The following is an 11,672-nucleotide window of genomic DNA, read 5'->3' on the forward strand; positions in this document are numbered from 1 at the left end:
TACGAATATTCAGCTTGGCTCGAAAATCAATTTTTCTCGAGCGCCCACAAGTCGCTTTCAATGCTTTCGAACCTTTCTTTAAGGTGCGTCTGCACATCGAAAATCGCCCTGTTGTAATAGTGCGGAGCAATTTCGCGGGTAAACAGGTCAAGAATTTCCGCCGCTTCGAACGAGCCTAGGTCCAGCTCGAAACGCTCCTCCATGAACCGCTGGATCTTGCGGTTCGCCTCGCTCTCCTGCTCGGGCGTGAGGGTGAGGATCGGCGGTTTCTTGCGGGCCATTACCAGCGCCCGTCCCACGCTGCGAAGTTCTGCAACAGTTGCAGGCCATGGGTATGGCTCTTCTCGGGGTGGAACTGCACGGCGAAGCGCGAGCCATCGGCCAGGGCCGCGGCGAAATCGACGCCATAGTGACCGCTGCCCACCACCTGCCGCGCATTACCGGCGGCGATGTAGTAGCTATGCACGAAGTAGAAGCGCGCCAGGTCCGGGATGTTGTGCCACAGTGGGTGATCCACCGTCTGTTTCACTTCGTTCCAGCCCATGTGCGGAACTTTCAGGTGCTCGCCGTCTTCATGCAGGCCCTTGCCGAAAAACTTCACCTGACCTGGAAACATAGAGATGCAATCGACGCCGTCGTTCTCTTCGCTGCGCTCGAGCAAGGCTTGCATGCCCACGCAGATGCCAAGGAACGGACGGTCCTGGCTGACTTCGTGCACCAGCTTGTCGAAGCCCAGGCGACGAATCTCAGCCATGCAATCGCGAATCGCACCGACGCCTGGAAACACCACCCGGTCAGCTTCGCGAATCACGTCGGCATCGCTGGTGATCAGCACCTTGCCGGCACCCACGTGCTCGAGGGCCTTGGCCACCGAGTGCAGGTTGCCCATGCCGTAGTCGATAACCGCGACCGTCTGCATTACAGGACGCCCTTGGTGGAAGGCATCTGGCCGGCCATGCGGTCATCGAGCTCCACAGCCATGCGCAGCGCGCGGCCGAAAGCCTTGAACACGGTTTCGATCTGGTGGTGGGTGTTGTGCCCGCGCAGGTTGTCGATGTGCAGGGTCACGTTGGCGTGGTTGACGAAGCCCTGGAAGAATTCCTGGAACAGGTCGACGTCGAAGCCGCCGACGGTGGCACGGGTGTACGGCACATGCATCTGCAGGCCCGGACGGCCGGAGAAGTCGATGACCACACGCGACAGCGCCTCGTCGAGCGGCACGTAGGCATGGCCGTAGCGACGGATGCCCTTCTTGTCACCGATGGCTTTGGTAAAGGCCTGGCCCAAGGTGATACCGACGTCTTCCACCGTGTGGTGGTCGTCGATATGCAGGTCGCCCTTGCTGACGATGTCCAGGTCGATCAGCCCGTGACGGGCGATCTGGTCCAGCATGTGCTCAAGAAAAGGCACGCCGATATCAAACCGGGCCTTTCCGGTGCCATCCAGGTTGATCGAGGCTTTGATCTGGGTTTCCAGAGTGTCGCGCTCGACAGACGCCTTACGTTCGGCCATCACCAGCTCCGCAAAATCATTGGGCGAAAAAGGCAGCCATTATAGGGGCGCGAGCGGCAAACAGAAACACGGGAGGTGATATCCCTGACGGGTTGTCTCCCGCGCTGTCGGCGATAGACATGTCCGTACAAGCTTTCAACGTCACCCAAAAGCAAATGTGGGAGCGAGCTTGCTCGCGATAGCGGTGGGTCAGCCGACCATGATGTCGACTGACACGCCCCCATCGCGAGCAGGCTCGCTCCCACAAGGGTTGCCCTGAGCCGATGACACAGGGCAACGGTCTTAGCGGAACAACACCGCTGTCTTCTGCAGGGTCACCCACACACCCCACGCCAACGGAATGCCCACCACCAGCCAGGCGGCGATCGCCAGGGGCTTGGTGCCCGGCGCGGCTTTCCACTCCAGCGAAGTGCTGCTGTCGGCGCCCTTGTCATGGCCCAGCGCCTGTTCGGCGGCCAGTTCGGCGTCGGTCATGAAGTACTTGTCGGCGACCGGGCGGACCAGCAGGTTGCACAGGAAGCCCAGCACCAGCAGGCCAGCGAGGATGTACAAGGTGATGTCATAGGCCGCGGCACGTTCAACGCCGATGCTCAGCTGATATTCACGCAGGTAGTTCACCAGCACCGGACCCAGCACGCCTGCCGCCGCCCAGGCGGTCAACAGCCGACCGTGGATCGCGCCGACCATTTGCGTACCGAACAGGTCCGCCAGGTACGCCGGCACAGTGGCGAAACCGCCGCCGTACATCGACAGGATGATGCAGAACGCCGCCACGAACAGCGCGACGCTGCCCAGGTGACCCAAGTTCGGGATCAGCGCGTACAGGGCAAAGCCCAGGGCGAAGAACACGAAATAGGTGTTTTTGCGACCCAGGTAATCCGAGAAGGATGCCCAGAAGAACCGACCGCCGATGTTGAACAAGCTCAACAGACCGGTGAAACCAGCCGCGATGGCTGCGATCTGGCCCAGTTGGGCGGCATCCAGCTGACCGAAAGGCAGGTCATTGCCGAGCAACTTGCCGCCGAACACTTCCTGCAACAGTGGCGAAGCCATGCCGAGGATGCCGATACCGGCGGATACATTCAGGCACAGCACCAGCCATACCAGACGGAACTGCGGGGTTTTCCAGGCCACATTCACGTGAACGTGACGATGGGTGATCATCGCGTTCGCGGCTTTCTTCGGTGCCGGGGTCCAGCCTTCAGGCTTCCAACCGGTTGGCGGGACGCGGTACGACAAGGCGCCACCGATCATGAACACAAAGTAGATCGCGGCCATGACCAGGAAGCTCTGCCATACGCCCACGCCGGTTGGCGAAGCGAAATGGCTCATCAGCGCCGCGGCCAGTGGAGCACCGACCATCGCACCACCACCGAAACCCATGATCGCCATGCCAGTGGCCATGCCGCGCTTGTCCGGGAACCACTTGATCAGGGTCGACACCGGGGAGATATAGCCCAGACCCAGGCCGATACCGCCGATCACGCCGGAACCGATCCACATCAGCCAGATCTGGTGGGTATAGATACCCAACGCGGAAATCAGCAGGCCACCGCACCAGCACAAGGCCGATACAACGCCGGCCTTGCGTGGCCCGGCGTGTTCCAGCCAGCCGCCCCAGATGGCTGCCGAGCAACCCAGGAAGATGAAGAACAGGGTGTAGATCCAACCGAGCATCGAGATCGGCCAGTCACATTGGGACGAAAAGACTTGCGAGATGAAGCTCATATCCGGTGCACAGGCCACAGGCTTGGTGATACCCAAGGCTTTGGACAGTGGCAGCCAGAACACCGAGAAGCCGTAGGCCATGCCGATGCAGAGGTGAATAGCCAGTGCGGCCGGTGGAACCAACCACCGGTTGAAACCGGGCTTGGCGATGATGCGCTCTTTGGAGAGGAACGCTGGCTGGTCGGCGATGCCGCCAGCCGTGATGCTCGTGCTCATTGTGTATCCCCCAGTTATTGGAATGGTCCGTCAGCCACGCGTCACCCTCAGCCTTCATTGCACGCAGGCATGGCTGTATTTTCTGGTGAAGCTCCATAGTGTGCGACATCAAGTCGCAGAAGGACGGACGAACGGGCAAAGGTTACCATTTGCTCGCGGCAGAAAAACCAAAGTGATATCACCTTTTTCGTGCCATCTGTCTTATCGCACGCCCACTCGTTTTCTGTAGGGGGCTAACGATTTATTTTTTCAGGAATTTCCATGCCCATCGTTGTCGAGCTCATTACCGACGCCAGCTGTCAGGACCAACAGGACCTGCAGAAAATCTACCGGGATGCCCCGGCCTGGCTGTTCGAACCGTTTAGCGATGCCACGCAACTGATCAAGCAATGCCTTGAGGAAGGCTCGCTGATCGCGGCACGCTTCAATGACCGACTGCTCGGCGCAGCACGCCTGCAACGGCACCAGAACGCCTGGCGCTTGTCCCACCTGTGCGTACGAAACGTTACCCGTCGCCGTGGCGTGGCTGAACGGCTGGTGAGCGAAGCTCGGCGAATGGCCGCACCAAGAGGTGCCGAGCTGCACTTGTTGGCCCCGGCCGGGCATCTGCAAGCCCAGGCGCTGGCGGCCAAATTGAAATTGCCGCTGGACGAATGCTAGTTAAAGCCGAACACAAATCCCTGTGGCGAGGGAGCTTGCTCCCGCTGGGGGCGCAGCCCCCCCCCCCAAAAAACCAACGCCTCGGTATGTTCAGGCACACCGATTCGCCTGGTTTGGGGCTGCTTCGCAGCCCAGCGGGAGCAAGCTCCCTCGCCACAGGATCACACCTGCCGGCCTGACTGCGAGGGAGTGAGACACGATCACCCAACGCGCCACTAATTCGGGGCGTTATACTCCCGGCTAAATTTTGAACTCAACCTACAAGGATTCGCCCATGAAAGCGTTCGGCAAAATCCTGGGTCTGGTACTTCTCGGGCTGTTGCTGATCATTGTGGCCCTGGGCTTTGCCCTGACCCACCTGTTCGATCCCAACGACTACAAAGAAGAGATCCGCCAGATAGCCCGCGACAAGGCCCACATCGAGCTGACCCTCAATGGCGACATTGGCTGGAGCCTGTTTCCGTGGCTGGGCCTTGAGTTGCACGATGCCAGCGTCGCGACCTTGGCCAGTCCGACCCAGCCTTTCGCTGACCTGCAGATGCTCGGCCTTTCGGTCCGGGTAATACCGCTGCTGCGCCGGGAAGTACAAATGAGCGATGTGCGGGTCGAAGGCCTGAACCTGCGGCTCAATCGTGACAAGAACGGGCACGGCAACTGGGAAGACATCGGCAAGGTGCCGGCCTCTGCGTCGACGGCGAACGCGCCGGCCCCCGTGCCATCCCAACAACCGACCCCACCCGTCAGTACCCCGGCAGAAAAATCTGCCCAGCCGACCCGACTGGATATCGATAGCCTGACCGTGAACAACGCCCGGGTCGAATACACCGACGAGCAGACCGGCAAGCTGTTCACGGCCGAGAGCATCCAACTGAGCACCGGCCCGGTTCACGATTCCACCAACATTCCAGTCACCCTGACCGCATTTCTGTCCAGCAACCAGCCGGCCGTACGCGTACGCACCGAAGTGACGGGGGAACTGCGCTTCGAACGTGCCTTGAAGCGCTACAAGTTCGAAGACCTGAAACTGTCCGGCGAAGCCACCGGCGATCCCTTGCAGGGCAAGACCCTGAACTTCGCCGTCCAAGGCCAACTGTTCCTGGACAAAGCCGCAAACGTCGCCGAGTGGACCGGCATCAAGCTGTCGCTCAATCAACTGCGCGCCCTGGGTGAACTGAAGGTCAACGACCTCGACAAGACCCCGCAATTGAATGGCGGCGTGTCCATCGCCCAGTTCGACTTGGCGAAGTTCGTCGAAAGCATCGGCCAGAAACTCCCAGCCATGGCCGAAGGCAGCCTGAGCAAGGTCGAACTGTCCAGCCGCATTGCCGGTACGCCAACCAGTGTCGAGCTCAACGACATCAACCTGAAAGTGGACGACAGCAACTTCAGCGGTCGCATCGCCGTGGAGGACTTCGCCAAGCAGTCCCTGCGCGCGCAGCTCAAGGCCGACACGTTCAACGTCGACCGCTACCTGGCGCCAAAGTCCGCCGAAGCCGACAGCTCCAAGGCGGCCCGTGAGGCTGAAGTCAGCAACACCGAAGCCAGCGCCATGGCCGGTGCCGGCAGTACACCGCTGCCAAGCGCCCCGACCCAGGGCGCCTGGAGTAACGATCGACTGTTTCCAGTGGAACGCCTGAGCAAGCTGGACCTCGATGCTGACCTGGCCTTCGGGCAACTGACCCTCGATAAACTGCCAATCCAGAACGCTGCGCTCAAGGCCACCGGCCGAGGCGGCCTGCTGACCCTGGAGAACCTGCGAGGCGACCTGTACAGCGGCAACTTCGAAACCAAGGGCACCCTGGACGTGCGCCAGCCTACGCCGCAACTGAGCCTGCAAACGCGCATCAATCGGGTCCCTGCCGAGAAGATCATCGAAAGCCAGGGCAAGAATCCGCCGGTCAAAGGCCTCGTCACCGTCAACAGCGCGATCACCGCCAGCGGCAATAGCCAGAAAGCCCTGATCGACAGCCTCAACGGCACCGCCGGGTTCGTCATCAACGACGGCGTGCTGCTCAATGCCAACCTCGAACAGCAATTGTGCAAAGGCATCGCCACCCTCAATCGCAAGAGCCTCAGCGGCGAACCCCGGGGCAAGGACACGCCGTTCCAGCAACTCAACGGCAATCTCACCTTCAACAATGGCGTTGCCAACAACCCGGACCTGAAAGTCCGCATCCCCGGCATGACCGTCAACGGCAACGGCGACATCGACCTGCGTGTACTGGGCATGGATTATCGCGTCGGCGTCATCGTCGAAGGCGACAAGAGCGATATGCCCGACCCGGCCTGCCAGGTCAACGAACGCTACGTCGACGTCGAATGGCCATTGCGCTGCCGCGGCCCGCTGGAACTCGGCGCCAAGGCCTGTCGCCTGGACAACGACGGGCTGGGCAAGGTCGCGGCGAAACTGGCCGGCGACCGTCTCGGCGACAAGATCGATGAGAAGCTGGGCGACAAGGTCAGCCCCGAACTCAAAGATGCGCTCAAGGGGCTGTTCAAGCGATGAGAGCCGAGCAGTTTTCCACCGCCGTACTGGACTGGTTCGACCGCCACGGGCGCCACGATTTGCCCTGGCAGCAGGCCATCTCGCCCTATCGGGTATGGGTCTCGGAAATCATGCTGCAGCAGACCCAGGTCAGTACTGTGCTCAACTACTTCGACCGGTTCATGGCCTCGCTGCCTACCGTTCAAGCCCTGGCCGCCGCGCCGGAGGACGAAGTGCTGCACCTGTGGACCGGGCTGGGCTATTACACCCGTGCACGCAACTTGCAGAAAACCGCGAAAATCGTCGTCGAGCAGTACGGCGGCGAATTTCCCCATGACGTGGAAAAACTCACCGAGTTGCCGGGGATCGGCCTGTCCACCGCCGGCGCCATCGCCAGCATCAGCATGGGCCTACGAGCGCCGATCCTTGATGGCAACGTCAAGCGGGTGCTGGCGCGCTTCACCGCCCAGGAAGGCTACCCGGGCGAACCCAAGGTGGCGAAACAGCTGTGGGCCACCGCCGAGCGCTTCACGCCGCAAGACCGGGTCAACGCCTACACCCAAGCGATGATGGACCTGGGCGCGACACTCTGTACCCGCAGCAAGCCCAGTTGCCTGCTCTGCCCGCTCAAGCAAGGCTGCGAGGCCCACATGCTGGGCCTGGAAACCCGCTACCCGATTCCCAAGCCTCGCAAGGAAGTGCCCAAGAAGCGTACCTTGATGCCGATGCTGGCGAACAACGAAGGCGCAATCCTGCTTTACCGTCGCCCTTCCACGGGGCTGTGGGGCGGTCTGTGGAGCCTGCCGGAACTCGACGACCTCGACGACCTGCAGCATCTGGCCCTGCAACACTCGCTGGAGTTGGGCAGCCAACAGGAAATGCCAAGCCTGGTGCACACCTTCAGCCACTTCCAGTTGGCGATCGAACCCTGGCTGGTCCGGGTCCGGGAAACCGGCCATCACGTGGCCGAGGCCAACTGGCTCTGGTATAACCTCGCCACCCCGCCGCGCCTGGGCCTTGCCGCCCCGGTCAAAACCTTGCTCGAACGCGCGGCCGCCGTAATGAACGCAGGAGAGTTGCAATGACCCGCACCATCATGTGCCGCAAGTACAAAGAAGAACTGGAAGGCCTGGAACGTGCACCGTTCCCGGGTGCCAAGGGCCAGGATATCTACGACCATGTCTCGGCCAAGGCCTGGGCCGACTGGCAGAAACACCAGACCCTGCTGATCAATGAAAAACGCCTGAACATGATGAACGCTGAAGATCGCAAATACCTTCAGGGCGAGATGGACAAGTACTTTTCCGGCGAAGATTACGCCAAGGCCGAAGGCTACGTGCCGCCGTCCGAATAAGCTGTTCTGTGTGGGGGCGGATCGTAAGCGACGGTAATAATTAAATATTTTTTGAAAACGTGCTTGACGCCCCCCTGAAAAACCCGTTTAATGCGCCCCGTTGCCCAGATAGCTCAGTCGGTAGAGCAGGGGATTGAAAATCCCCGTGTCGGCGGTTCGATTCCGTCTCTGGGCACCAAATACCGAAAACCCCGATCAAGCAATTGATCGGGGTTTTTTATTGGCTGGGATTTTTTGCTCTGTTCGCTCACCCTTTCTGGTGTCCATGGCAGCCCACCCAACACCCAACCCAGCATAAGTGTTGCGGCTCGTTTCTGGCTTTGATCGCCATGTAACGAGCGATTAAGCTCTGCCTCACGCTGATCCGAATGACCTACCCATGCCGTGATCAAATTTGCGTTTAACGCAAAATCTGCGTAATACTGCGCCCAACAACTAACCCTCGTGACCGGTGTGGCCTGACCATCTGGTTGGAGGGGGAAAAAGCCGGCGCAAGCCGGTTTTTTCGTTTCTGGAGCATGAGATATGCAGGGACCGCCCGAGCTCAAACCTCTGCGCACCCGTATCTACATCGATGGCTACAACTTCTACTACGGTTGCCTGAAAGGAACCGCCTACAAATGGCTCGACCTGCTATCACTTTTTGAAAAGCATCTCTTACCGTCAGTGCTAGTCAAGGACAGTAACAACGTCGTCAGGCAATCAGCCCTGCATGACCGCCCCTCGATAAAATTCTTTACCGCCAAAATCATTGAAACCGTGGCGCGAGCACCGGACTCCGTTTCATCTCAAGCCCGTTATCACACTGCCCTACGCAAGCTATACGACGACCGCATTGACTTGGTGGAGGGCTATTACGCGGTCAACAGAATGAAGGTAAGGGTTGTCGATGCCAGCCATCCGAATCGTGCCCCTCGTGAATGCGAAGAAATCCAGGCCTGGAAAGTCGAGGAAAAACAGAGCGACGTGAATCTGTCGCTACAGGCCTATCACGACGCGATGGCCGGGGCGATCGATCACGCTGTTTTCGTCACAAACGACACCGATATCGCCCCGGCCCTCCAGATGATTCGTAAGTACACATCCGTCCAGGTGGGCTTAGTTATCCCCACGACAAGCCACGAGCGAATCCCCAATACCGAGCTAGCCGAATTGGCTCATTGGGTACGAACTCACATCACCCACGCAGAACTTGCCGCCTGTCAGCTACCTCGAGTGATCCCCGGACGAAAGGCAACGGTGAAACCAGAGTCCTGGTATGCACGCCCCGACTTACTACAGCAGGTCCTCAAACTGGTTATCCCAATCCGCGGAAATCGCGGCAAGGCATTCAAGTGGATGGAACAGCCGAACATCCACTTGGACGGCCAACGTCCTATTGAGTTGGTAGAAACAGAAAAGGGGGCCCAACTAGTACTGAGCTATATCCATGGCTGGATAGCTCATCAAGCCAACTCCCAGGACAGGATTTAGACGTCATACAGGACCAGGAAGGAAACCGTCAAAACACCTGTTTCCGGCGATGCCTTCCCCCGCCCCACCGACTCGGCTACATTCGTCCATCGCTACTCCCCTCCCCCCAACAGACGAGTCGACATGGACATCACCGGCATCCCCTTTGGCACCACCGATTGGTCAAGCATCGAACCCACCGAGCACAAAGGCGTCACCGGAACCGCTTATTGGCGCACGCGGCAATTCGGGAATATTCGGGTACGGATGGTGGAATACACAGCCGGGTATCTGGCCGACCATTGGTGCACCAAAGGCCACATCCTGTTTTGCCTCAAGGGCGAACTCAATACTGAACTTGAAGATGGCCGGCAATTCTTGCTCAGGCCCGGCATGAGCTACCAAGTAGCAGACCAGGCCGAGCCTCATCGATCCTCCACTTCATCGGGAGCTACGCTGTTCATAGTGGATTGAGATTCGAAGCGTCAGCGTTGAGGCTGTAGGATAGATGGCCTTATCCATCAGGAATCCGACCATGTCATCGGCGAACAAACAGCACAAGCGCAGCCAGCGCGCCAAGGCGAAAGCCAAGCAGAACCGCACCCGGCGTGCTGCTGCGCCGAACGATTTCCTCGACCCGAACGACGAGCGCATCGATCTGGAAACCGTGGACCTGACGGAGTTGTTCCAACTCATGAGTGCCGCCGAAAAGGTCAGCCAGAAGGCGATGTGCGAAGCGTTCCTGGCCCATCCACTGCTGGCGCTGGTTTTGGAACAGGAAGGCGAGGAAGAAGCGACCGACTTCATCATTACCGCATTGATCGAATACCGCCGTCTGACCACGGGCGTGGATGAACAGACCGCGCTGGACTGGGTGGAAAGCAAGCCATTCCAGGCCGATTATGTGGCCGCGTCCCAGGCGCTGGCCCAAGGCTCGATCTGACCGTCATCCCGCCAAGCGCTTTTGCGATGAAAGCGCCTGCGGTGGACGACAACCATCAGAGAAAGCTCCTACAAGCCGGGGTCAATCGACATAGGGCGGCGTCAAATCCGTCCTGCATGAATCAGCTTTTAATCCTCCAGGCCAATCAGCCCGGTCCTGCATCATCAAAACTTCCTCTGGAGCATGCTTTGGGTCCACCCCTTCTCAATGGCTGGACACATCGATGACTTCAATTTCACCTCAAGACGACCCGCAGCTCGCGCCACTGATCAGTGAACTCGGCCAATTGATCCAGCAGGCACGCCAGAAGGTCTTGCGCGCCGTCGATACCCTGCAGGTACAAACGTGCTGGCAAATCGGGCGACATATCATTGAGTTCGAGCAAGGAGGCGCCGAACGAGCGGCTTATGGAAAACGTCTGCTACCGTCGCTGGCGAAAGTGCTGACGGCGCGGTTTGGCAAGGGGTTTGATGAACGCAACCTGCGACACATGCGAGACTTTTATCAGAAGTTCCCGATTTGGAACGCAGTGCGTACCGAATTGAGCTGGACCCATTACCGCACGCTTTTGCGCGTAGAAAACGACAACGCTCGACATTGGTACATGAACGAAGTGGCCATCCAAAACTGGTCCACCCGCGCCCTGGAACGCCAGATCGGCACCTTCTATTACGAACGCCTACTGGCCAGCCGCGACAGGCCGGCGGTGGAGCAGGAGGCCCTCGTCAATCTCAAGGAACTGAACCTCGGCCCCAGGGATATCGTCAGGGATCCGGTGGTCCTGGAGTTCCTCGGGCTGCCCAATGCCGGCACGCTCCTGGAAACAGAACTGGAACAGGCCCTGATTGACCAATTACAGGGATTCCTGCTTGAGTTGGGCAAGGGCTTCGCCTTCATCGCCCGCCAGCAACGCATCAGTACCGAAAGCAAAGACTTCTACCTCGACCTGGTCTTCTACAACTATCTGCTCAAGTGTTTTGTAATCGTCGACCTGAAACGTGGCGAGCTGAGCCATCAGGACATCGGGCAAATGGACATGTATGTGCGCCTCTACGACGACCTCAAGCGCGGCCCCGATGACAAACCCACCGTCGGCATCATTCTGTGCGCCCAAAAAGACGAATCGGTGGTGCGTTACTCCGTATTGCAGGGCAATGAGCAATTGTTCGCCAGTCAATACAAACTGGTGCTCCCCTCGGAAGAAGAGCTGTGTAATGAGCTGAATCGCGAACGGGCACGACTTGGGGAGCAGCAAACAGGCGCAGCGACTTGAGGAAATGAGGGCCGATACCCGATGACTGCATTCCCCAAAACCCATGTAA

12 protein-coding genes and 1 tRNA gene are annotated in these 11,672 nt (G+C 59.3%); 9 read left to right on the plus strand and 4 right to left on the minus strand.

What is annotated here, in order from left to right; all coding sequences use genetic code 11:
• Positions 1 to 26 precede the first annotated feature (26 nt).
• The 4 genes from V7773_RS18885 to V7773_RS18900 form a co-directional block, all read right to left on the minus strand.
• Positions 27 to 281, minus strand: a complete 255-nt coding sequence (locus tag V7773_RS18885; protein WP_003186749.1) for a DUF2164 domain-containing protein — start codon at positions 279 to 281, stop codon at positions 27 to 29.
• Positions 281 to 919, minus strand: coding sequence for an imidazole glycerol phosphate synthase subunit HisH (hisH, locus tag V7773_RS18890; RefSeq protein WP_018606318.1), 639 nt, complete (start codon positions 917 to 919; stop codon positions 281 to 283). Before hisH ends, V7773_RS18885 begins: the two co-directional genes overlap by 1 nt.
• Positions 919 to 1,512 carry an imidazoleglycerol-phosphate dehydratase HisB gene (gene hisB / locus V7773_RS18895; RefSeq protein WP_003186751.1) on the minus strand — a complete coding sequence of 198 codons (594 nt, stop codon included), beginning with the start codon at positions 1,510 to 1,512 and terminating at the stop codon, positions 919 to 921. The genes hisH and hisB overlap by 1 nt, the downstream gene beginning before the upstream one ends.
• Positions 1,513 to 1,794: 282 nt before the next feature.
• A complete protein-coding gene (locus V7773_RS18900; protein WP_336074489.1) occupies positions 1,795 to 3,456 on the minus strand; it encodes an OFA family MFS transporter in 1,662 nt (553 codons plus the stop codon).
• A 261-nt stretch (positions 3,457 to 3,717) separates the two neighbouring features.
• Between V7773_RS18900 and panM the strand changes: the two genes are divergently transcribed.
• From panM to V7773_RS18945, 9 genes are all read left to right on the plus strand, one after another.
• On the plus strand, positions 3,718 to 4,116 hold the full coding sequence (gene panM, locus V7773_RS18905) for an aspartate 1-decarboxylase autocleavage activator PanM (RefSeq protein WP_336074490.1): 399 nt from the start codon (positions 3,718 to 3,720) through the stop codon (positions 4,114 to 4,116).
• Between the two features lie 274 nt (positions 4,117 to 4,390).
• On the plus strand, positions 4,391 to 6,622 hold the full coding sequence (locus tag V7773_RS18910; protein ID WP_336074492.1) for an AsmA family protein: 2,232 nt from the start codon (positions 4,391 to 4,393) through the stop codon (positions 6,620 to 6,622).
• A complete protein-coding gene (gene mutY / locus V7773_RS18915; protein WP_336074494.1) occupies positions 6,619 to 7,686 on the plus strand; it encodes an A/G-specific adenine glycosylase in 1,068 nt (355 codons plus the stop codon). The genes V7773_RS18910 and mutY overlap by 4 nt, the downstream gene beginning before the upstream one ends.
• On the plus strand, positions 7,683 to 7,955 hold the full coding sequence (locus V7773_RS18920) for an oxidative damage protection protein (RefSeq protein ID WP_003196814.1): 273 nt from the start codon (positions 7,683 to 7,685) through the stop codon (positions 7,953 to 7,955). The genes mutY and V7773_RS18920 overlap by 4 nt, the downstream gene beginning before the upstream one ends.
• Positions 7,956 to 8,057: 102 nt before the next feature.
• A tRNA-Phe gene (locus V7773_RS18925) sits at positions 8,058 to 8,133 on the plus strand.
• Positions 8,134 to 8,480: 347 nt separating this feature from the next.
• Positions 8,481 to 9,428, plus strand: coding sequence for an antitoxin Xre/MbcA/ParS toxin-binding domain-containing protein (locus V7773_RS18930; protein WP_336074497.1), 948 nt, complete (start codon positions 8,481 to 8,483; stop codon positions 9,426 to 9,428).
• A gap of 123 nt (positions 9,429 to 9,551) precedes the next feature.
• Positions 9,552 to 9,881 carry a DHCW motif cupin fold protein gene (locus tag V7773_RS18935; protein WP_336074499.1) on the plus strand — a complete coding sequence of 110 codons (330 nt, stop codon included), beginning with the start codon at positions 9,552 to 9,554 and terminating at the stop codon, positions 9,879 to 9,881.
• 61 nt (positions 9,882 to 9,942) lie between these two features.
• Positions 9,943 to 10,350 carry a hypothetical protein gene (locus V7773_RS18940; RefSeq protein ID WP_063323372.1) on the plus strand — a complete coding sequence of 136 codons (408 nt, stop codon included), beginning with the start codon at positions 9,943 to 9,945 and terminating at the stop codon, positions 10,348 to 10,350.
• Between the two features lie 223 nt (positions 10,351 to 10,573).
• Positions 10,574 to 11,623: a PDDEXK nuclease domain-containing protein gene (locus tag V7773_RS18945; protein WP_336074501.1), complete on the plus strand. Its 1,050-nt coding sequence runs from the start codon at positions 10,574 to 10,576 to the stop codon at positions 11,621 to 11,623.
• The last annotated feature ends 49 nt before the right edge of the window (positions 11,624 to 11,672 follow it).

Source organism: Pseudomonas sp. 3JA (assembly GCF_036961705.1).
Taxonomy (GTDB): domain Bacteria; phylum Pseudomonadota; class Gammaproteobacteria; order Pseudomonadales; family Pseudomonadaceae; genus Aquipseudomonas; species Aquipseudomonas fluorescens_Q.